The sequence below is a fragment of the Peribacillus sp. ACCC06369 genome (assembly GCF_030348945.1).
Taxonomy (GTDB): Bacteria; Bacillota; Bacilli; order Bacillales; family DSM-1321; genus Peribacillus.
Map to the genome: position 1 here is coordinate 4703169 of NZ_JAUCEN010000002.1, position 21953 is coordinate 4725121.

Consider the following 21953-nt stretch of genomic DNA (forward strand, 5'->3'; position numbering starts at 1 on the left):
TCATTCTTTAATTTTCATTCCAAGCATGGCTGCAAAGCCTATCGCTTGGTCCGGGGAAACTTCGCATCCATTTAAATCCTCCAGGGATACGGTAAGCCTTTGAAATGTAGAACTGCTAATATCGATTCCTTTGAGCGGTGTCCGGGAAAAGTTCGCTTCATTTAATCTACATGTTTCGATCTTCACTTTAATGAATTTACACTCATAATAATCAGCACTTTCCATTGAGCAATGATCGAACTTCACTTGCTTCAAACCGGAATAACCGAATGCACTTAAATTCAAGTTGCAATTCTCAAAAGAGACATTGCCTAAACTTGCGTCAGACAGGTTAATGCCTAAAAGTTTGGACTCCTTGAATTCCACCCGATGAATCGAGCCACCCATGAAATCGGCATTCGTCAAATCGCAATGGTCAAAAATGACATCCGTCAGCTCGATATTCCTGAAAGATACATCGCTGAATATCACATTTTTAAAAACAACCTGTGATAATACGATTTTGTCCATTTTTTCTCTATCGATCGTGCAGTTAGTTATGATACAGGACTCAAGATAAGGCTCATCCTGATAATATATTTCCTGAAAGTTCGCTTGAGTTAAGTCTTGGGGGATCTTTGGCTGTTCAATTTTGATTTTGCCTGACATATTATCACCTTTTCGCTTTATTTCTTTTTCCCAACTACTGCATCACACTTCTTTACAGGAAACAGTACGTTTTGCTTTTAACAGCGTATCCCTTTATTTGAAAGGTGCGGTGCATTGAACCGATAAGGGTTCACCTCTGGTAATATAGCAACTGGTCTACTCAATTTCGGCTTAAATATAAACTATATTTCGGTGAAGTTCAATCTAAGAATTTTACGAAAATGACTATTATTTTTGGTACTTTTGTGTCACCTTTGCCACTGCAAATTAAAAAGCTGCCTCATCGGCAGCCTTGTGACTTTAAATTTCAGTATTGAATCCTGTTGGCATCCGGAAATAATATATAGCTGCGCCCATTATCGCTATCATTCCACCTATCAGGAAAAAAGTTTGAAAGATATTTCCTCCAACAGTCGGGGAAGCGGATATGAAACCACTTGAAATCAGAAAAAGGACCCCCAATCCAGCCAAAAATAGTGCTATCTTTTTAATGCTTCTTTTGAATAAGGTATAACCCGTAAATATGATTATATATGAAGCGGTAAGGGCCATTAGAAATGGAAATAACGGCTTGAATTTTGCGGCATACACGAAATGATCCAAATTCGAGATATCATGTGCCTCCATCACCTCATCATCACTTACTTGTGAAAAATGCGCGGAATACTTCCATTCCCAAGGTTCATCCAGAATTTCGCTGCCTTCAAACCATGCACAAAATGAAAATACCATAAAGAAAAGTGCAGCGATTATTATTTGCAAAAAATATTTAAAAGTCAATGCCATCTCCTCCAGCCGTCATCATACCAATAAATGGGTAAAATTCACACTCAATCTTGAAACAAAACTGTCTTTATACCCCAAAGCAATATGTAAACATACACTGTTTCCTGAATAATATAATGTAACCACTTTTAAGGAGCGTTTAAGATATGATCACTCATGGAGATGACCTCCTTATTTCAGGAGCATGGTTACTGGGCCTCGGTACACTCGTAGGTGCAATCGGTCAAACCCGGCAAACTTTAACGGGCACTAATCTCGGCAAAGATCTGGTCCTCAAAGGGAATGTCATTGAAGCGGTTGGAAATTCGCTGCAAGCAATCGGCCGGACGAAAATGCTGAATTCGGAAAATGAACGTTCCGAAACCTATTTCATATTCGGTGGTTGGCTTGAGGCTGCTGGTAATACCGCAAATGCAGTTGGAATAGATATCCAGTTGAGTGGTTCAGAAGAAGAGGGCACCAGAACCGATGCACTCGGCAGTGGAATCCAAGGCCTAGGTGCCGCTTTTGAAGCATTCGGGGCATCACTGACGGAGGCGACATTTTCACGCTCTCTAGAGATCAAAGGAAATGGCCTCATTGCTGCAGGTTCTTTTTTGGAATCGATCGGAAATATTTTCATTTTGAATGAAAAACGACGGATGGGAGAGCAAATTCTTTTGCTTGGCAGCTGGACCCAAGTTATCGGTGCATTCATATTAATCGATGCCTTATCCATTGGACCAGAACCCGAACAACCTGAGAAAGGTAAGGATGAACATAACGGCCATTATAGCTATGCAAACTATTACGCATGAAATTGGCTGGTAATTAAGTGCCTGCAAGTTCGACTTTCATCAAGAACCCTTGTTTCCGCTTGTACAAAAACAATGCATATACTTCTCATCCAATTTCCAACTCTTCCCGCTTCCCCTCCTGGAATGGCTCATAGCTCATCCCCTCCAAAAACCAATGGTCCTGTTTAAATTTGATACATACAGCTCAAAATTATCATCGCTTTTCGTAAATTTCGGCACTTTACTCGTGAATTCGGGACTTTTACTCGTGAGTTTCGGCGTTACTCGTGAGTTTCGGCTCTTTACTCGTGAATTCGGGGCTTTTACTCGTGAGTTTCGGCTCTTTACTCGTGAATTCGGGGCTTTTACTCGTGAGTTTCGGCTCTTTACTCGTGAATTCGGGGCTTTTACTCGTGAGTTTCGGCGTTACTCGTGAGTTTCGGCTCTTTACTCGTGAATTCGGGGCTTTTACTCGTGAGCTTCGGCGTTACTCGTGAGTTTCGGCTCTTTACTCGTGAATTCGGGGCTTTTACTCGTGAGTTTCGGCCTTTTACTCGTGAATTCGGGGCTTTTACTCGTGAGTTTCGGCCTGTTACTCGTGAATTTGGGGCTTTTACTCGTGAGTTTCGGCTCTTTACTCGTGAGTTTCGGCCTGTTACTCGTGAGTTTCGGCTCTTTACTCGTGAGTTTCGGCTCTTTACTCGTGAATTCGGGGCTTTTACTCGTGAGTTTCGGCTCTTTACTCGTGAGTTTCGGCCTTTTACTCGTGAGTTTCGGCCTGTTACTCGTGAATTTGGGGCTTTTACTCGTGAGTTTCAGGATCGCTCCTCCCCTTCATTTTATTAAATTAACAATACAAATCCGAGTGGACAGAATGGAATTACTTTGTTATTATAGTTACTCAGGGTAACAATTACTCACAGTAACTATATATTAAGTATAAGGGGTGTTTCTGATAGAGACTTACCAAAAGTTCTTTCAGCAATTTTTGCTGCTGTACCGTCCGTTTGAAAATAATCTTAATATCCAGCTGAACAAGCATGATTTACACAGGGCGCAATGGTCCATTTTACATTTCTTAATCAATTATGGTTCGGCGACGCTTGTAGAGCTTGCCAATTATCAAGGTGTGGAAAAACCAACGATTACGAGGACCATTGCCCGTTTGGAAGAGCTGGGGTATGTCGAGCATGTGCCAAGCAAAGATAAGCGCGAAAAAAGAATGCGGCTTACGGAGCTTGGCAAAAAGATCTACAGTGAAGTCCGCGTGACAATTGATCAATACGAACAGGCTATCTTGAAAGGAATCACTGAAGAGGAACAACTCGCAGCCATACGCATCATGGGCGAAATAAGAAATAACATTATAAAATAAGGAGATAATAACATGGATCAATCCAGAGCCAGACTGTGGACGAAGGACTTTGTCATCGTTTCGTCCATCAATTTTTTCATAACATTAATCTTTTATTTACTGATGGTGACACTTGCCATCTATGCTGTTAATGAATTGGATGCTTCTACAAGTGAAGCCGGACTCATATCGGGTATTTTTATTATCGGGACGTTAATCGGACGTCTGTTCATTGGCCGTTTCATTGATTCAATCGGCCGCAAGAAAACATTATTCATAGGTTTGATCTTTTTCACTTTGACAACACTTCTATATTTTGTGGACCTTGGAATTGGCTTCCTGCTTGTTAACCGCCTGATCCATGGTATGGCGATGGGGATGGCGAGTACTGCGACAGGAACGATCGTTGCCCAGATCATCCCGGCAACACGAAAGGGAGAAGGCATCGGCTATTACAGCATGAGTGCAACACTTGCGACGGCAATTGGTCCTTTCATCGGTCTGTATATGGCTCAACATACAAGCTTCCAAGTCATTTTCAGTTTCTGCCTGGCTTTAGGAGTGATCAGCCTGATTACAGCATTCTTCTTACATGTCCCGGCATTGAAAGTGACGGCCAAAGTTACGGAAAGCAAAGGATTCAAGCTTTCCAATTTCATTGAACCTAAGGCACTGCCCATCTCAATCATCACTCTGGTATTGGCATTCTGTTATTCCAGTGTCCTTTCTTTCATCAGTTTTTATGCCATTGAAATCAATCTGGTCAATACGGCTAGCTTCTTCTTTGTAGTTTACGCAGTAGCCGTATTGTTATCACGTCCATTCTCAGGACCATTGATGGACCGGAAAGGATCGAACTTCATTATGTATCCGGCTTTCATTATTTTCGGAATCGGCTTGCTGCTTCTAAGTATGACAACCAATAGTTTCACTTTACTGGCAGCTGGTTTCCTCATTGGCCTTGGGTTCGGTAATATGCAATCAAGCTCGCAGGCGATTGCCGTTAAACTGACACCGCCTCACCGAATGGGGATGGCAACGTCCACCTTCTTTATCATGCTTGATGCAGGACTTGGCTTCGGCCCTTATATTCTGGGATTCATCATTCCGGTAACAGGTTACAGCACACTTTATGTCATCTTGGGCGTTGTGGTCATCTTAACCTCTGTCCTTTACTACTTCTTGCACGGCAAGAAGGAACGTACAGCCAGAACGAACTTGGCTTCCATTTAAATGAAAAAGGGATATCCTATTGGAGGATATCCCTTTTTCATTTAACAGCTTCTAGCTATAGTGATCCTTATTTTACTTCCAATTCATCGATAAAGATTCCAAATTTTTTGCCATTATTTTTATTTGTTGCTTGCATGACCGATTCACCTTTATATAAAGTCTTTCCAGTCTTTATATCAGCGATTAGAAGTTTGGCAGGGTTGTATGTTAATGAGCCCACTTGATCCACTCCGTTGCCTAATAGGAAGTACACACGCCCATTCTTAATGGCAGCGAAGTTTTGTTCCTTTTTATTAACAGCTAAATCTAGCTCCATGTCATTCGTTAATGTTTGACTGCTTAGGTCAAACATTTTAATGCGATAATTATCGGATTTCTTATCAATTAGGTAAAGGTTTTTCCCGTCCACATATCCTGATTCAACCATACCAAGGCTAAGAGATTCCCTTTTGGGTAATTTAACCGTTTCTACTTTTTCCGTTTCATAATTATAAGATAACAGTTTGCTTTCATTTAATTTTTCCTCATAGGGACCGTCCTCATGATTTACTCCTTTAATTACAGAAATTAAAACCATATTGTTTGGCTGGGAAGGAGCAATATCAATTGGCATCTCAAAATCTACTTGATTGGGGTAAGTAAAGGTTTCGGATAAAAGGGTTTTATCGCTCAAAACTTTTTTATTAGCTAAATCGATCGTATACAGATGAACCTCTTTCGTTTGCTTATCATCACTTGAATTCACATCATTCATCGTTAAAACCTGTAGTTTTGAATGGACCAACTGCACATCCCTGACATCAGCATTCATGATTCTCTCTTGGTCGGGAAGTTCAATTTGGAAAAAAGTTTCCTCTTCGTCCTTCTTCTCCAGTAAACCGATATCAAACTTCGCTTCCATTTTCCCGTTATTCGTAATTTCGTTATTCACCCAAGCGTAAGCCAGAAAATCATCGTCTTCATATAAAGAACTAATGGAATCCTTGCCACGCATAAACGAACGATGTTCTTTTATTAATCTTTCAATTTGATAATCTTGTCTTCCAGATAAGTTCTGCCAGTAAGACTTTTCACTGTCATATGTGGTTCGATTTGATTCAATTGTTAACGATTCATAAAAGACACCATTTTCAAGCGAAGCATTTATGGTCACCGGATCAAGCTCTTTATCACTGCCTTCTAGCGTCTTGAACGTATACTTTGGTAGGCTGGAAGCGGAGGAAGCTACTTTGACATAATAGGTCCCGATGCTTAAGATGACAACCATTCCAATAATGATGCTGCATAGATAACGTTTCACCTTGTTCACTCTCCTTTAATAGTTGTTGTTATACGGTAACGCGGTTTTTCAATAACCAGGAACCAAGCCAAATCGAAAGCCCTGTCACAATGATTCCTAATGCGAGCAGCAGACCAAATAATTCATTAGGATAAAAATGGAATTTACCAAGCGCCATTACGAAAACAGGAGCTAAAAACAATGCAGCAGCAATTCCGCAATACACCAAGCCCAGTACGATTCCTTTTATGCGGAAACTTCTTTCAAACATGATCGCTGTGAATAATATCGACATGACCATAAGACCGATGCCATAGGAAAGCAGGAATTGCGTGAAGGTACTTGGGATGATCAACATCAATACCTGATTGGCTTTCGCTATGGAGTAAGTTGACATTTCCGCATTCAAGAATGCTTCCGGCACATTTGAATTAAATAGGGCATTTTCCATTGGTAAAATGATGATCTGGAAAGCAATCAACCCTAATACCATAAGGAAGATGGCCGTAGCTTTTGAAAGGTAGATCGATAATCTGGATGTCGGTAACATTAATAGCCGATAAATGAATGTATTCTTACCAAACCAATCACGATACCAAATAAGGAAAATGTAAAAAATAAGGGCAACCGCACTCAGCGCAATCGGTCCTACAAACAAGAGGGTATTGGCGATATGGCTAAAATCAATGCCATTATAAGTCGCAATATAGGCAGCTTCGGATAGTCTTTCATCCGACATGATCTTCCTGGCATCTTTAAGAAGGCTCTTCGTTACGATGATCACTCCAGCAAATTGCGAAACCAAGGTTATCAACAATAAGGATATATATATTTTACTAAATCGATTGATTTCAAAGTTCACTAGCTTTAAATATCGCATCATGATTGATACACCTCTCTCATTACATCGACTACCGATTTTCCTTCCTCTTCACGCATTTCTTCTGTTTTGAACTCTTTAAGCACTGTACCGTTATCCAATAAAATGACCTTATCGATTAAATGTTCAATATCACCGATTTCATGGGTCGTGATGATGACTCCTCTATCTTCAATAAGGTGGCTCGCAAAGACATCGGCGATTTGCTCGCGGCTAAACATATCGATGCCTGAAAATGGTTCGTCCATCAGTACATAATCCACGTCAAGGGACAAACCAAGCATCAGGTTGAGCTTAGCTGTATTCCCCTTTGACAGTTCCGAAATGGGGGTCTCCTCTTTCAGCTTGAAGAATCCCATCAATTGGTTAGCTCTTTCCGAATTCCATGACGTATAGAAATCCTCCATGAAAACCATTGCCTGTTTAACGGTCATTTGCGGAAGCATGATCGGTGCGTCCGGAATGAAGGTGATTTTTTCATAACTGTCCTTTGTCATCTTTTGATCATCGATCAGGATTTCACCTTTATATGGCGTCAATCCCATAATGGCTTTGAGTGTAGTCGTTTTACCTACACCATTTATCCCGATCAGACACGTGACTTCCCCTTTATTAGCTGTAAAAGAAACACTATCCAAGATTTTTTTCCGGCCGTAATTCTTGGAAATCCGTTTTACTTCTATCATTTTTCTTCCTCCTCCCTTATTTCTTCCGAATATTTTTCTTTAACAACACGAAGCAGTTCATCAACTGGTACATTAATCGGACGAATCGCATCGACAAACGAATCAACGGCTGCCAGAATCAATTCCTGCCTTACAGCCTGTAAAATCGTTTCATTCGTCGTGATTTGACTTGGGAAATTTCGTTCTGTATGAATCAAGCCCTGTTCCTCCATTTCTTTATACGCTTTTTGAGCGGTATTAGGATTTATATTCAGTGAAGCCGCCAGTTCCCTTCGCGAGGGAATCTCCTGTCCAGCAACGAATTTACCAATGGCTATTTGTTCTTTAAAATGCCTAACGACTTGCAGATATACCGGTTCCCGGGTATTAACATTCATTAAAAACACCCCCTATTTATTTAGAATTACGTGTATTAACTTGTGTATGTACTAAGTGGTTCATACACCTTATAGATGTACTATACCCGTAATACACCTAAGCTGTCAACAAGGAATTCCAAAAAAATGAAAACCCCGTATGCGCAGTGCAGACGGGGTTTTTCCTTAGTTGCTTTTCATGGAGATGCTAAAATCTCATTGAAATAGATGATGAAGCAGCCGATCTTTATCTTCAAAAAACTGTTTCATTAACAAATAGTGATTGGACTCCTCTAACGTCACTTCATTCATTCCCTCTTCTGAAATCTGAAGGATTTTAGCATCCGGGTAGGCCATGATGATCGGGGAATGGGTGGAAATGATAAATTGGGAACCTTGTTGAACAAGCTCATTTATCCTGGCCAGCATCGATATTTGTCTCAATGGCGACAAAGCAGCTTCAGGCTCATCAAGGATATACAATCCATCGCCTTGAAATCGTTCTACAAAGGCTGAGAAAAAAGATTCCCCATGTGATTGTTGATGAAGTGATTTTCCACCGAAGGAATCGATGATTTTCGAACCAAACGATGCCTCCCTGTCCAATTCCTCTATATTCGTAGCTAAATTATAAAAAGTTTCCGCCCTAAAGAAAAAATTATCCTTCGGTTTGTAAACTCCTTTTTTCAAACGGAGGTATTCGTCCAAATTCGAATGTGAATCATAATTGGAAAAATTGAAATTCAACGTTCCGCCTTCTGGATTGAAGCCATACGCAATCGCAATACCTTCAAGCAAGGTGGACTTCCCCATTCCATTTTCCCCGATAACATAGGTAACACTGGGATGAAAGGTCACTTCATTAAGGTGGTTGATAACCGGAAGATCAAGAGGAAAATGGTCATACGAAGATATTCGGTCTCTATTCAGGTAGACGCCCCTGATGTACTGTGTATCATAATTTAGTTTCATATATAATCACCTTCTGTATAATAGATTCTTATAAACATTTAAAGAGCTGGTATATTCTATCATGCTTACATTCTTAAAACGGCTAAGAACTGCAATCCAGGAGCCTTCCCTATCGAAGAACTCCATTGATTAGCCAAATTCATAGATTGATAATGAGGGAGGTCCTGTCATTTCCTTATTTTAACATCAATCTATATGCATCACAAAAAAAGCAACTGGGACTACAATCCCAGTTGCTTTTAGTTAACGCTTACACTTCATATGTTTTACTTCGCTCTTTTTATGGAAGTTACATTTAGATCTTTTAATATGGCTGGTTTCATGCCTCTACGGTGCGGAATGCCTCTTTCTTCTTGTTTCTTTGCGACCCACATCGTCAGCATGGGTGTTAGAATCGCCGTTACCAATACACTTGTTGCGATAATCGCGGTTGCCGATTCCGCTACAGGAGCAAATTGCGGGTTTAACTCGGCAATGATGAATGGTACAGCAACTGCTGCACCCGCTGTGGAAGAAGCGGCGACCCCAGCAACACCATCAGAGCCTGTAACGTAGCGGTCCAGTAAATATAAGACACCTCCGGAAAGGAAGACGACAGCAACACCCATTAAAATACCCATGAATCCGGATTTTAAGATCATGCCAAAGTCCAACCCGAATCCTAGAGCTAATGCGAAGAACGGGATAAGGACCGGTACGGCCTGTCCAAAGAATTCCCGGCATTCTTTATCAATATTCCCTACAATCATGCCGACTGCAAATGGAATCAAAGTGGAGACGATTGTTTGCCATGGAAATGTAGCAAGCCCGCCTACTCCCAGGATGATCATTGTGAAGAACGGTCCGCTTTCAATACTGATGAACGGGAATGCGGCAGCATCTTCCGTTCTGCCCAATTTTGTCATAAGTGCGGTATAAAGACCGCCGTTCGTTTCATTAAAAGCTGCTATCAGCACTAAAACCGAAAGACCGGAAAAGAGACCAGTTTGAATCCCATTCTCTGGAAGCAGCAAAGCTGCCCCATATCCTAATAATGCCGCAAATACGACTTTACCGATAAGCAATGTAAATCCTTTTCTGGCAATATACCCGGATTGCTTAACATCTATCGTAGCTCCGACACAAAAGAAAAAGACGGCTAATATCGATGCGGTACCTGTTAGCATGGCACCTGTAAATCCTCCAAAGAAGGTTGCCGTATCAGGAAAAATAGTATGTATCAAGGCTCCTATGAACAAAGGGACAACCATCATGCCACCAGGGATTTTTTCTATTGCAGCTTTTATTCTCATCGCAATCTCTCCACTTCATTATCAAATTTATGATTATTTGTAATTGGAAGTCTAGTTGTGGAGTTAACTGGTTGCTGTCATCGATCATTCAACGTTTAAAAGTTCATTCTGGCTTTCAATAAAGTCCTGTAATTTTTTCCGGCTAGGCATACCATCCATATCACCAGGTGACATGACTTGAAGAGCGCCAATCGCATTACCCCGAGTAACGGTTTCAATCGTAGATTTCCCTTCAAGCAAGCCGCTGATCACCCCGACGGCAAAACCATCGCCGGCACCTACTGTATCAACAACCTTTTCGGGGACAAAACCTTTAATATACCCTTCTTCATCCGCATTTTTATAATAGGCTCCCTCTGCTCCAAGCTTGATGACGATCATTTTAACTCCTTTGTTCAAATAAAATTCAGCCACCTCTTCAGGTCTTTTAAGTCCTGTTAAAACTTCCGCTTCGGACATGCCAGGAAGAAATAAATCACAAATGTAAGCAAGCTGATTAATGCAATCCACCATTTTTTGTTTATCCGGCCATAGGTTAGGTCGTAAATTCGGGTCAAATGAAACCGTTTTTCCTTGATTCTTCATAAATTTCATGGCAGCAACTGTGAATTCATGGCAACTTTCAGATAATGCGGATGGGATACCTGTTGCATGCAGATGTTTAGCTTGCCGAAAATATTCTTCTGAAAGGTCGTCAATATCCAGGGTGGAAGCAGCTGAATTTTTCCTGAAATATTCCACCTCCGGATCTCCCTGGAGTACTTTAGACTTAATTAACATTCCTGTCGGGTGATCACTTGTAAATCGGATCCCTGTCGTGTCGACTTTTTCTTTATTCAATTCTTCGATGATGAACTTACCGAAACTGTCTTTGCCAAGTTTCGTCATGTAAGCAACATCTAAATCAAGACGCGCCAATCCGCAAGCAACGTTTGATTCTGCTCCCGCAATCGCTCGGGAAAAGGATTTAACATCATGTAATGGCTCTACTTCATTTGCATAAAACATGTTCATCGGTTCCCCAAAGGTGATCACATCTAAATCTTTCATTCCCAATTCCTCCTGAAAAAAGGTATATTACGGTTTAGTAAACCATAACTACTAGAAAGCGCTTTCTTTTGAATGAAATCAGATTATCATATAAACCAGTTATTAACAATACTAAGTTTTTATATTTTATTTTGCATAAAAACACATTTTTTAACATATTTTCCCTTAGTTATACTAATTAACTACTAAAATTTTCTATAAACATTGACTATTCGGAAAACATTATATATATTTTAAATATTGGTAACGTTAACATTTTTTAAAAATATGATAAACCGTTTTACTAAATTAGGAGGTTATTTATAATGCATATGGAAAAACGTTATTCCATTCATCCGTCACAAGCCAAACATTTTGATACAAGTGAAATCCGCAAAAATTTTTTAGTGGAAAATTTATTTCTCGATGATGACGTTTCTTTATGCTATTCCCTTGATGACAGGATCATCATAGGGGGAATCAAACCTGTTTCTAAAGGGGTGAAGCTTGAGGGCCATGATTTCATTAAAGCCGATTATTTTCTACAACGAAGAGAATTAGGTGTATTTAATATAGGCGGCCAAGGGAAGGTTTCAGTTGATGGGGCAGTATATACCCTTGAAAATCGCGATTGTCTGTATATAGGATTAGGCTGTAAAGAGCTAATTTTCACTAGTGATTCAGGCACCGAACCCGCTAAATTTTATTTAGCCTCTGCTCCAGCCCATAAAAATTACCCAGTTCAACACGTTGCATTTAAGGAAGTGCAAGGTGATGAACTGGGTTCACAGGAAACGGCAAACAAGCGGACGATTCGTAGAATGATTCATGAAAAAGGAATCCAAAGCTGTCAACTGTGTATGGGAATGACTGAATTGGCTTCAGGAAATGTCTGGAATTCGATGCCTCCTCACGTTCATGACCGCAGAGTAGAAGTTTATATGTATTTTGACTTAGCTAAAGATGCAATTTTGTTCCACATGATGGGTGAACCCGAAGAAACAAGGCATATTGTAATGAAAAATGAGCAAGCTGTCATTTCCCCTCCGTGGTCCATACATAGTGGTTCCGCTACGAGCAACTACACCTTCATTTGGGCAATGGCTGGAGAGAATTATACATATGAGGATATGGATACCTTTCCTATTTCAGAAATGAAGTAACACCAAAGAATGCTAAAACTAAAATTGCCGAAGACAATCATATTCTTATTGGGGATGGAGGAAAAAAGATGAGTTTACTTGATTTTTCAATGGACTTTTTCAGTTTAAAAGGTAAAGTTGCCATCGTAACAGGAGGAAACACTGGATTAGGACAAGGATATGCGGTAGCGTTAGCAAAAGCAGGTGCAGATGTTTTTATCGTTGCCCATGGTGATAATTGGCAGGAAGCGAAGGATTTAATCGAAACGACCGGACAAAAGGCAGTCTTTTACCAAGCAGAACTTACGAACAAGGAAAGCCTTAAAGGTGTTGTAAAAGGTTGTCTTGATGCATACGGGAAAATCGATATCCTTGTTAATAATGCAGGAACGATTCGCAGGGCTCCTTTATTGGAATATACAGATGAAGATTGGAATGCAGTAATGGACATTAACCTTAATTCCCTGTATTTTCTTAGTCAGCTTGTTGCTAAAGAAATGGTTGAACAAGGCAGCGGAAAAATCATAAATATCGCATCCATGCTCACATTCCAAGGAGGTAAGTTCGTTCCGGCCTATACAGCGAGTAAACATGGCGTTGCTGGGCTGACTAAAGCATTCGCTAATGAATTAGCCGCTAAAAACATTCAAATAAACGCGATTGCGCCAGGATATATTGAAACGGCCAATACAGCCGCGCTTCGTGCAGATGAGTCAAGAAACAAAGACATTCTTTCAAGGATCCCGGCTGAAAAATGGGGAACACCTTTTGATGTCATGGGAACCGTCGTATTTCTTGCAAGCAAGGCCTCTGACTATATGAATGGCCATATCCTCGCTGTTGATGGAGGCTGGCTCGTTCGTTAATCCGCCGATTAAGACAAATGAATATGTTTAAGGTTAACACCCTTAGCCAAAGCGCTTAGGGTGTTTCTTTCATCCAATGTTTAACAAAATCAGACTCCTTTGTTATGATGTAGGTATCCCGTTCTATTTCAAGAAATTATTCCCTTTAGGAGAACATCATGAAAAAAAAGAAAATTACCATATCAGATGTTGCTGAGAAGGCCGGTGTTTCCAAAAGTACGGTTTCTCAATATATCAACCAACGTTTTCGTTATATGAGTGCTGAAACCAAAGACAGAATCGAGAAAGTCATCCAAGAACTCGACTTTCGTCCCAATGATAATGCCAGGAATTTAAAAGTGAAAAAAACAAAAGTCATAGGGATACTCGTAGCTAATATTTTACATACTTTATCCACCGAAATCATTCGTACCGTAGAAGAACAGCTTCAGCAGCATGGCATGAAGGTATTCATATGTGACTCTGCCGATGATCCTGAGAAAGAAAAAGAATATCTTGATTTGCTGGTTTCCACGCAAGTAGATGGAATCATCATTTTTCCGGTAGGAAATGATTTCAAAGTCTATAATTACCTGATCGATCATTCCATTCCAATGGTATTCGTTGATCGATTGGTTGATGGAGTAACATCTGATTCCGTTCTTTTAGACAATCATGCTGCAATCTTTTTGGCTGTGTCCATGCTGGCTGAAAAAGGACACGAAAATATTGCATTCTTAACCTTACCTATTGATATCCCCATCACACCAAGAATGGAGAGAATCGAAGGATTTAAAAAAGCGATGGCATCTCATAAATTGGAAGTAAGGGATGATGATATTTATTCGTTGCCCAGAAACCAAATTCAAGAAAAGTTGGCCCGGATATTCGATGCAGAAAAGCCTCCGACAGCCATAGTGGCAGGAAATGATTTAGTGTTACGTGAAATCCTTAGCTATTTGAAAAAACAAAAAATCTTGATTCCTGAGGATGTTGCCATTGTCAGCATTGATGATGTCGCTTATACAGAGTTTTATGAACCATCGATCACAACAATCGGACAACCAATACAACAAATGGGTATTAAAACAGCAGAGTTATTATTGCACCGGATAACCGATTCTGGTCAGACCCCGTACATTACTTATCGGTTTGCCCCCGAACTGATTGTTCGAGGTTCATGCTAAAGGATTAGACAAAAACGGCAGGTTAGTTACACTGCCGTTACCATTTACACTGGAATGATGAAAGAAAAGCTAACCGATTTTCTTTCAGGTAATTTACAGATACATGATCAAACCTTCACCTTGGAAATCACCCGCCATTCACCTCATTTTTAGCTGATTCTATGACATTTTGGATAAATGGTGCCTTCGCTTCCGTGTACCCGACTATATCCGCAGGATGCTTTTGAGCTAAGGATAATTTTAATTGCTGATATTGTTTCCTTACGTCAGGATGGCTTCTTAGAAAGTCCCTAAACGAAAGGTGATTCTTCCACTGTTCACTTCCGAATCTATAGATATGCAAATGATGTGTCCCCGCTCTCCATTGGCCTTTTCTAAAAAAACGCCTTTCGGGAAATTCCTGATGCGGGACAAATTCATACCCAATCCGATTTCAAGGGTTCAATGAATGTGTCAGCTTCATCTAAATGTTGAACGCCAGCCATGATGTCCAAAATCGGTTTTGCCCCCAACCCTTTGACAGATGTACTTCCAATATGCTGAATACAAAGGCAAGAGTTCTTTAAAACCTCCATTATCCTTACTTTTTCCTGTTGAAATTCGCTAACCCAATCTGGGTTATAATCTTCGATCTTTACTGTTTTCCCCATATAATCACCCAACTTTTCATGTTATCAGCTATCATTTCTCATCACGTGACCATTTGACGATTGGATCTTGCGTGCTCGGCTCATAGTAAGTTCCGACATACACCTTTTCTTTTCCGGTAATTTTATTCGTTCGGATGACTGTATATCTTCCTTTATCATAATTTTTGGTAAGATAATATTTCCGGTATGAAAACCCTTTTTCGGGACCGGTTAATTTCTCTTTGGTTTTATACGCCTGTGGCTTGTTCAAGCTCTCTTTCACTACACTTCTAATATTCAGTGGAGTTCCCTCAAGCTTAATATCACTTCGGAAATCGGCGCTCCTGGTCTCAGTTTTCCCTGAAGGCACGGATGCCATTTCGATCTTTTCTTGGGTTTGTTCCGAGAATGATTTTGTGACACTGTATGAATACAGGATATTCATGGAACTTATATTGCCTTTCATTTTGCCAGCAAATTCAGGCATGGCAAAATTCAATAGAAAGGTGATCGATATACATACGATTAATAAGGTAAGCGAAATTTTCTTCATATTTCCTCTTTCTCAACTATGTATTCTTGTAATCCAACTTGTTCATTTTCCTTAGGAATAATTCCAAATTTAGCGATTAATAGAATGGCAAGAAAACTGAAACAGCAAAAACTAGTATTATCACTTGTAATAAATGAAGCCGGTATAATACGAGATGCCAGTAATGAATTCAAAATGTAGGAAAAAAGAAAACCCAAATAGGATAGGCAAATCAGATAGTTTCCAATCAGTACCCTCTTGTAATGTGCATAATCTGATTTATTTCCATTCCTGATACTGACGCATTGTCTAAATTGCCGAATCAGACCGTATGTGAAACCAATAATTAACATGACTACAATGAGAAAATCAATTATTGCTTCCTCCACTTTTACTCCTCCTTGGTCATTTGTTCTAAAAAACTAGTAAAATATTACATTAAACTCATCATATACCATTTGTGATAAAATGATATATATTTCCTACTTTAATATTGGAGTTGTATCATGAAATTTTTTGTAAAAGTCCTTTTATCGCTATGTATGGTTCTTTATCTATTAATTCTTACAAAGCTCATTTTATTTAAAACCTTCTCGATAACCGAAATGAATGATCATATTAGTTTTTCCTTCAATGGCCGCTATTGGGGTTCCCATAACTTCATCCCCTTTAAAACCATTTTCCATTACCTGTTCTTAGCTGATGTAAATACATCCATCCGGATTGAAAACATAGTGGGGAATATCATCGGTTTCGTACCATTTGGCCTCATGCTTCCTTTACTATCAAAAAGGTTTACCCAACTCAAACCGATCTTGATTGCGACATTCTGTTTTAGCTTCACCTACGAGATTCTTCAGCTTTTATTTGAATTAGGAAGTTTTGATACCGATGATTTAATCCTGAATACTCTCGGTGGGATTATAGGATACCTGCCGATTAAGCTGTTTTACACAGTTTTCAAAAAGAATGGAACCATTCGCAGTCAAGTGTAGGTCGAATTATCCCCTTATGTTGAAAGATGAATACATGCATGTCCTTATACTTACGTTTAAAGCGAGATGAAGTTTCAATATAAAGTAAAATATTCCTAATATTACTTGTTATACTAAAAAAAAAGACCACCAGATTGGTGGTTATTTCAAATTCTTAAATCCGTATTTTTCAAAAATTTTAATGGAGGCTTCCGATTGGAGATAGTCATAGAATAGCTTGGCTTCCTTGGAATGGTCCAGGTCATTGATCATTCCGACGGGATAAATGATCGGATCGTGTAAATCTTCCTTGGCTGTTGCAATGATATCAACTTTTGATGAGCTCATCGCATCCGTTTTATAAACGAGCCCTGCGTCCACATTTCCCGTTTCCACATATGTAAGCACTTGCCGGACATCCTTGGCATAAATCAATCTATCTTCAACCTCTTTCCAGAGATTCAGGTTTTCCAAGGTTTGTTTCGCATATTGCCCTGCCGGTACAGACTCCGGAGTGCCAATCGAAATTTTGGTAGCCTTTGTGAGGTCTTTCAGTGATCCCAGTTCCTTATCGGAATCCTTTGGCACCACCAGCACCAGGTCATTGCCGACTAAATCGATTCCGTTTTTCTCTTCAATAAGGTCTTCCTCTACTAATTTATCAAATTTATCTTCTGCAGCCGAGAAAAACAGTTCAACAGGTGCGCCCTGGGAAATCTGTTGCTGAAGAGCTCCAGAGGCTCCAAAATTGTAATTAACTTTCACATTTGCATTCTCTTTTTCAAAGGACTCTTTTATATCATTTAAGGCATCTTGCAAACTTACAGCTGCGGAAACCGTCAATTCCACCTGCTGCCCCTTCATTTCCGTGTTTTCCGCTTCTTCATTTGAACACCCTGTACCCACTGCCACAAGCAGCATAATCGCAAAAATCATAAGGTATATTTTTTTCAAAATCGCTCTTCCTTCCGACTAGTTATATCTTATAAAAACAAAATCAGGAGAGCTACTAATAAAGCAGCCTTCCGGGTTTGGAATGCCATTGACTATAATCTGTTCTTTTCAAACCGCCTCTTCATCTGGTTCACTGTAGGATGCCCTTGCCAGAAAGTGAAAACTTAGCTATAAAGTATTTTGGGCTGTCGGGCTAGATAGGAAGGCGTACCATTTTGATTAAGATTAAGGATCAATTTCATGACCTCCACCATTCGCTCAGGTTTCTCCAACTCTATTTCCTTATGATAGGATTCAATGGATGTGTTCCATTTTTTCATTTTTTTCTGATCCTTCAATATACTCAACAATTGTTTTTCAAAAGGCGTTTTCTGATTAAGTTTAAATACAAGTCCTTGTTGTTTTAAATACTGTAGATTAATTTCCTCCTGCCCCGGAAGCCTGGAATGAACAAAAATGGGAAGCCTTTTTCGCAATGCTTCGCTAATCGTGACACCGCCCGGTTTCGTAACGATTGCGTCAACTTCTTCATAAAGCTTATTCATTTCAGACCTTGATGAGATATAAGGCAATGGTTTGATATGAGCTAAGTTCCACGTTTGGATTTCATCATACAGCTTGGTGTTGTTGCCACAAAGAACTAAATAATCAAAGTCGGTCGAATTCTTTAACTCATCACCTAAGTTCAAAATCCCTCCCAAACCACTATTTCCTCCGGATATCAAAACTTTTGGTCGTTCTGTGTTTCTTTGTACACCTGCATTTTTAGTGATTTCCTCGTGCACGGGAATACCAGTGACCATCATCGTTTGTTTTGGTATTTGACGCTTACCCATCAGCTTTTCTTTTACTTCTTGACTAGGAAGAAAATGGGCATCTATCCCTTCGCTTCCCCACACATTATTAATAAAGAAGTCCGTGTACACGTTTATAACCGGTGTGCTGCACTTTCCTTTCATCTTTAACTGGCTCAAAAGATAGGAAGGGAAACCATGTGTACAAACAATTAAATCAGGCTTTTCTTCAGCTATCAATTGTTCCATTTTTTTCATGAATATTTGCTGATACCATTTAAATATCCGTTCCTTTGGTGAGTGAATGTAAAAAAGGTTTTTATAGGCAAGATTATAGGTTTCTGGCGCATAACGAATCCATGTCAGATAACTATTTGCCACTATTTTTTCTAGAGAGGTGTTGGTATAACTGATTAGATCGATTTTTTTATAAGTAATCCCATTTGAATGCTTTTTCAACATATCCATTAATGCCTCTGCAACTTGATGATGTCCCGATTGCATTCGAAAGAGAGGTAAAAACAAAATCTTCTTCATATGTGTCATCTCCTAAGAAATCATTCTGAAAATATATAATGGGGAAATGTATTAGCAGGTCCATGATATCTTCCTCTTACAATATAATTATCGATATTTTTAAACAATTTCCTTTAAATCAAGTTTAGCAAAAGTTCCATCTTCCGAGAGGGAATCAATGTAGTGCTGTATAACGAGGAGCCGATTCAATTTTTCGACATTCGTTTTCTCTTTTTAATGTATTTGATAGTAACATATATTACAAAAATTACCAAAAATACAATTCCTAAATATGGAACATATTTGGGATTAACATTAAAAGCATCCCCCACATAATAACCGGCCACTATAAAAGGGACAGTCCAGAGTATAGTGCCTAATAGGGAAAATAGGAAGTATTTCCGAAAGGGTATAGAAGAGATTCCTGCAAAATATGGACTAATTTGTCTTATACCCGGAATATAAAATCCCAATACTAAGGTTTTTTGTGCATTATCCGTATAGTTTTTCTTTGCTTTCTCCCAGCGTTCACCAGTAATTCCAATGAATCTCCCATATTTATTTATAAATGGATACCCCACATATTTTCCGCATGCATAAGCTGCCAGCATTCCGATAAAGGCGCCGAGAATTGCACACAGCGTCGCTAAACCAAATGAGAGCTTCCCTTGGACAACCAACACCCCAATCAGAAATAGAAGGGATTCTTCTGGAGCAGGCACTCCCACAATGCCAAAGAATAAAAAAAGAAAAATGATCAGGTATCCATACGAATCAATAAAATGTAAAAGCGTATCTATATTCATAATACCCCCAGAATTAGTTATAAGTCTTTTAAAGTAATGAAGCGCGTTCCCTTTTCCTTATGCTCCTGCAGGTAAATTTTTAACATTTCAATCATGTAGCCAGGTGCTTCTTTATCCGCTCCCAAGGTTTCACCACAGTCATGAAGCAATAGAATGGAACCTTCTGTTGAAGTGGTTCGCAGTTGATCAAGCAGATTATTTCTGCATTTTTTAACTTTCCAATCTCCGAAAATGTGCGACCACATTATCACCTTATATTTCTTACTTAAAAGTGGGGTGAAAATATTGAAATGGCCCCATGGAGGTCTGTAAAAAACCACCTTTTCATTCGTACATTCATTTATTGCCTTTGCCGTCATATCCAACTGTCTCCGCAGATGGATTGGAGAAAGAACCCAACTTGAAACATGATGAAAATGATGGATACCTATAGTATGTCCCTCTTCATGCATTCTTTTAATAATTTCAGGATTACTTTTCACTTTACTGCCAACAACAAAAAACGTAGCCTTTATCCCATAATCTTTTAAAAGATCAAGTAATTTTATCGTATATTCAGGGTTGGGACCATCATCAAAAGTTAGCGCCATCCCATTATTCGACTTGAAATTTTTTGTTATTCCCAGACTGCATGCACGAATAAGCACCGTTGGGAAAATAGTATAAAATATAAATAGCAAAAATAAAATAATAAAACTAAATATCCATATATGTATCACACAAAAACATACCCTCTCATTATTTATATTACCAATACTGGTCCTTTCCCTATATCATAATCTTTTAACTCTATGCAGCAAATGTTATTATCTTCAAGCAATTACAATTTTCATTGCTCTGTCTTTCATTACATTAAAAAAACCTCTTCTTACAATTTAGCATTTTTTTTTAATTATTTTCACTAATCAATCATTTTTTTATTTTTGTAAAGATTGACTGGTCACTTGCTATCTTCAGCTAAATAAAAAAAACACCCTGACTGTAGACAAATTGAAGAAATCGGGTTGCCTGCAGTTTTTTCCTTTATAAATTCCAGTTGATTGGAACGGAAGGTACGAGACTCCTGCGGGAAAAGCGTGTCAAGGGAGACCCCACAGGCGCAAAAAGCGCCGAGGAGGCTCCCGGACCGCCCGCGGAAAGCGAGTGCCTGGAGAGTAAATCAGCGTTCGAATTTTACAAACCCTCAAAAAATATTCCAGCTGTTTTCAGAAATCCGCTCCCTTTTGTCACAAACTGAAAAAAAACACCCTAAGGGTGTTTTTTTCAAATCCATATAGTTTCTTCAAAAAATGAAAGTTTTATAACCTTCTTTATCAAAGAGCACATTCTTCAATTTCAAATCCCAGGTCTTCGATGATTCCCCAATCTGCCGTGGGTTCTTGACCAGCTGTCGTTAAATAATCGCCGACGAAGATGGAATTGGCTGCATAAAGTGCCATGGGCTGCATGGAACGGAGATTGACCTCACGACCGCCGGCCAGACGGATTTCTTTACTCGGATTAACGAATCTCATCATTGAAATCAATTTCAGGCATTTATTGGGGGTCAACTCGGAAGTACCCTCAAGCGGTGTTCCGTCAATTGCATTGAGAAAATTACAAGGAATGGAATCTGCATCAAGGCTGCGTAATGATAGAGCGATTTCCACCGCTTCCGCCTCAGATTCCCCCATACCGAAAATGGCACCTGAACATGGAGACATTCCGGCATCTTTAACAGTTTCGACTGTATCTACCCGGTCCTCATATGTATGTGTCGATGTAATATTGCTGTAGTTTTCCTGTGATGTATTCAAGTTGTGATTGTATCGATGAACGCCTGCTTCCGCTAGTTTGCCGGCATGTTCCTCATTCAGGAAACCTAAACAGCAGCAGATTTTAAGATCCGTCGTTTCGCGGATTTCTTTTACCGCTTCAATGACATGATCAATTTCCCTGCTAGTCGGCCGACGGCCAGAAGCAACAATGCAATATGTACCCGCTTTACGACGAATGGATTCTTGCGCTCCCTCGACAATCTTTTCTTTAGTCAGCCAGGCATATTTATCGATTGGGGCTTCCGAAACGATCGACTGCGAGCAGTAGCCACAATCTTCGGGGCATAATCCTGATTTCGTATTGATGATCATATTCAATTTAACCTTCTTCCCATAATGATGCTTGCGTATGAGATAGGCTGCATTCAAAATTTCCAAAACATCGCCGTCCGGAGCTTGCACGATGGATAATGCTTCTTCCTTCGTCACCTTATATCCTTTAATTACGTTCTCAGCTAACATCTTC

General features: G+C 39.6%; 25 protein-coding genes and 1 pseudogene. 9 read left to right on the forward strand and 17 right to left on the reverse strand.

Annotated elements, in window-relative coordinates:
* Together QUF78_RS23805 and QUF78_RS23810 are read right to left on the reverse strand one after the other, a co-directional pair.
* Positions 1–648 carry a pentapeptide repeat-containing protein gene (locus QUF78_RS23805; protein ID WP_289326642.1) on the reverse strand — a complete coding sequence of 216 codons (648 nt, stop codon included), beginning with the start codon at positions 646–648 and terminating at the stop codon, positions 1–3.
* Positions 649–948: 300 nt separating this feature from the next.
* The gene (locus QUF78_RS23810; RefSeq protein ID WP_289326643.1) at positions 949–1428 is read right to left on the reverse strand and encodes a DUF4306 domain-containing protein; all 480 of its coding nucleotides are present in this window, start codon (positions 1426–1428) and stop codon (positions 949–951) included.
* A gap of 152 nt (positions 1429–1580) precedes the next feature.
* Between QUF78_RS23810 and QUF78_RS23815 the strand changes: the two genes are divergently transcribed.
* The 5 genes from QUF78_RS23815 (at position 1581) to QUF78_RS23835 (ending at position 4797) form a co-directional block, all read left to right on the forward strand.
* The gene (locus QUF78_RS23815; protein WP_289326644.1) at positions 1581–2231 is read left to right on the forward strand and encodes a DUF6944 family repetitive protein; all 651 of its coding nucleotides are present in this window, start codon (positions 1581–1583) and stop codon (positions 2229–2231) included.
* 266 nt (positions 2232–2497) lie between these two features.
* Positions 2498–2707, forward strand: coding sequence for a hypothetical protein (locus tag QUF78_RS23820; RefSeq protein WP_289326645.1), 210 nt, complete (start codon positions 2498–2500; stop codon positions 2705–2707).
* On the forward strand, positions 2704–3120 hold the full coding sequence (locus tag QUF78_RS23825; protein ID WP_289326646.1) for a hypothetical protein: 417 nt from the start codon (positions 2704–2706) through the stop codon (positions 3118–3120). The genes QUF78_RS23820 and QUF78_RS23825 overlap by 4 nt, the downstream gene beginning before the upstream one ends.
* 45 nt (positions 3121–3165) lie before the next feature.
* Positions 3166–3585, forward strand: a complete 420-nt coding sequence (locus tag QUF78_RS23830; RefSeq protein WP_289327395.1) for a MarR family winged helix-turn-helix transcriptional regulator — start codon at positions 3166–3168, stop codon at positions 3583–3585.
* A gap of 12 nt (positions 3586–3597) precedes the next feature.
* Complete coding sequence (locus QUF78_RS23835; protein ID WP_289326647.1) at positions 3598–4797, forward strand: MFS transporter; 1200 nt, start codon at positions 3598–3600, stop codon at positions 4795–4797.
* 67 nt (positions 4798–4864) lie between these two features.
* Here QUF78_RS23835 and QUF78_RS23840 read toward each other — a convergent pair whose 3' ends face one another.
* The 7 genes from QUF78_RS23840 to QUF78_RS23870 all read right to left on the reverse strand — a co-directional run bounded on the left by QUF78_RS23840 (position 4865) and on the right by QUF78_RS23870 (position 11312).
* Positions 4865–6097 carry a hypothetical protein gene (locus tag QUF78_RS23840; RefSeq protein ID WP_289326648.1) on the reverse strand — a complete coding sequence of 411 codons (1233 nt, stop codon included), beginning with the start codon at positions 6095–6097 and terminating at the stop codon, positions 4865–4867.
* Positions 6098–6125: 28 nt separating this feature from the next.
* The gene (locus QUF78_RS23845; RefSeq protein WP_289326649.1) at positions 6126–6959 is read right to left on the reverse strand and encodes a hypothetical protein; all 834 of its coding nucleotides are present in this window, start codon (positions 6957–6959) and stop codon (positions 6126–6128) included.
* Positions 6956–7642 (reverse strand): ABC transporter ATP-binding protein, encoded by a 687-nt coding sequence (locus QUF78_RS23850; protein ID WP_289326650.1) that lies wholly within the window; start codon positions 7640–7642, stop codon positions 6956–6958. Before QUF78_RS23850 ends, QUF78_RS23845 begins: the two co-directional genes overlap by 4 nt.
* Positions 7639–8019: a GntR family transcriptional regulator gene (locus QUF78_RS23855; protein ID WP_289314719.1), complete on the reverse strand. Its 381-nt coding sequence runs from the start codon at positions 8017–8019 to the stop codon at positions 7639–7641. The genes QUF78_RS23850 and QUF78_RS23855 overlap by 4 nt, the downstream gene beginning before the upstream one ends.
* A gap of 195 nt (positions 8020–8214) precedes the next feature.
* On the reverse strand, positions 8215–8970 hold the full coding sequence (locus QUF78_RS23860; RefSeq protein WP_289326651.1) for an AAA family ATPase: 756 nt from the start codon (positions 8968–8970) through the stop codon (positions 8215–8217).
* Positions 8971–9236: 266 nt separating this feature from the next.
* The gene (locus tag QUF78_RS23865; RefSeq protein WP_289326652.1) at positions 9237–10262 is read right to left on the reverse strand and encodes a 2-keto-3-deoxygluconate permease; all 1026 of its coding nucleotides are present in this window, start codon (positions 10260–10262) and stop codon (positions 9237–9239) included.
* Positions 10263–10346: 84 nt separating this feature from the next.
* A complete protein-coding gene (locus QUF78_RS23870; protein ID WP_289326653.1) occupies positions 10347–11312 on the reverse strand; it encodes a sugar kinase in 966 nt (321 codons plus the stop codon).
* A 311-nt stretch (positions 11313–11623) separates the two neighbouring features.
* On the opposite strand from QUF78_RS23870, the gene kduI reads away from it, so the two are divergent.
* From kduI to QUF78_RS23885, 3 genes are all read left to right on the forward strand, one after another.
* Positions 11624–12454, forward strand: coding sequence for a 5-dehydro-4-deoxy-D-glucuronate isomerase (gene kduI, locus QUF78_RS23875; protein WP_289327396.1), 831 nt, complete (start codon positions 11624–11626; stop codon positions 12452–12454).
* Positions 12455–12522: 68 nt separating this feature from the next.
* On the forward strand, positions 12523–13299 hold the full coding sequence (gene kduD, locus QUF78_RS23880) for a 2-dehydro-3-deoxy-D-gluconate 5-dehydrogenase KduD (RefSeq protein WP_289326654.1): 777 nt from the start codon (positions 12523–12525) through the stop codon (positions 13297–13299).
* Positions 13300–13457: 158 nt separating this feature from the next.
* The gene (locus QUF78_RS23885; protein WP_289326655.1) at positions 13458–14465 is read left to right on the forward strand and encodes a LacI family DNA-binding transcriptional regulator; all 1008 of its coding nucleotides are present in this window, start codon (positions 13458–13460) and stop codon (positions 14463–14465) included.
* Positions 14466–14592: 127 nt separating this feature from the next.
* Here the strand turns inward: QUF78_RS23885 and QUF78_RS23890 are convergent.
* From QUF78_RS23890 to QUF78_RS23900, 3 genes and pseudogenes are all read right to left on the reverse strand, one after another.
* Positions 14593–15115, reverse strand: a pseudogene (locus QUF78_RS23890) (GrpB family protein).
* A gap of 31 nt (positions 15116–15146) precedes the next feature.
* On the reverse strand, positions 15147–15647 hold the full coding sequence (locus QUF78_RS23895) for a hypothetical protein (RefSeq protein WP_289326656.1): 501 nt from the start codon (positions 15645–15647) through the stop codon (positions 15147–15149).
* Positions 15644–16015, reverse strand: coding sequence for a hypothetical protein (locus QUF78_RS23900; RefSeq protein WP_232522697.1), 372 nt, complete (start codon positions 16013–16015; stop codon positions 15644–15646). The genes QUF78_RS23895 and QUF78_RS23900 overlap by 4 nt, the downstream gene beginning before the upstream one ends.
* A 117-nt stretch (positions 16016–16132) precedes the next feature.
* On the opposite strand from QUF78_RS23900, the gene QUF78_RS23905 reads away from it, so the two are divergent.
* A complete protein-coding gene (locus QUF78_RS23905; RefSeq protein WP_289326657.1) occupies positions 16133–16621 on the forward strand; it encodes a VanZ family protein in 489 nt (162 codons plus the stop codon).
* A 141-nt stretch (positions 16622–16762) separates the two neighbouring features.
* Here QUF78_RS23905 and modA read toward each other — a convergent pair whose 3' ends face one another.
* The 5 genes from modA to bioB form a co-directional block, all read right to left on the reverse strand.
* Positions 16763–17554: a molybdate ABC transporter substrate-binding protein gene (gene modA / locus QUF78_RS23910; RefSeq protein WP_289326658.1), complete on the reverse strand. Its 792-nt coding sequence runs from the start codon at positions 17552–17554 to the stop codon at positions 16763–16765.
* A gap of 164 nt (positions 17555–17718) precedes the next feature.
* Positions 17719–18885, reverse strand: coding sequence for an MGDG synthase family glycosyltransferase (locus tag QUF78_RS23915; protein ID WP_289326659.1), 1167 nt, complete (start codon positions 18883–18885; stop codon positions 17719–17721).
* A 185-nt stretch (positions 18886–19070) separates the two neighbouring features.
* Entirely contained in the window at positions 19071–19670 is a 600-nt protein-coding gene (locus QUF78_RS23920; RefSeq protein ID WP_289326660.1) for a DedA family protein, read from the reverse strand.
* 17 nt (positions 19671–19687) lie between these two features.
* Entirely contained in the window at positions 19688–20260 is a 573-nt protein-coding gene (locus QUF78_RS23925; RefSeq protein ID WP_289326661.1) for a polysaccharide deacetylase family protein, read from the reverse strand.
* A gap of 723 nt (positions 20261–20983) precedes the next feature.
* The gene (gene bioB / locus QUF78_RS23930) at positions 20984–21949 is read right to left on the reverse strand and encodes a biotin synthase BioB (protein ID WP_289327397.1); all 966 of its coding nucleotides are present in this window, start codon (positions 21947–21949) and stop codon (positions 20984–20986) included.
* Between the last annotated feature and the right edge of the window lie 4 nt (positions 21950–21953).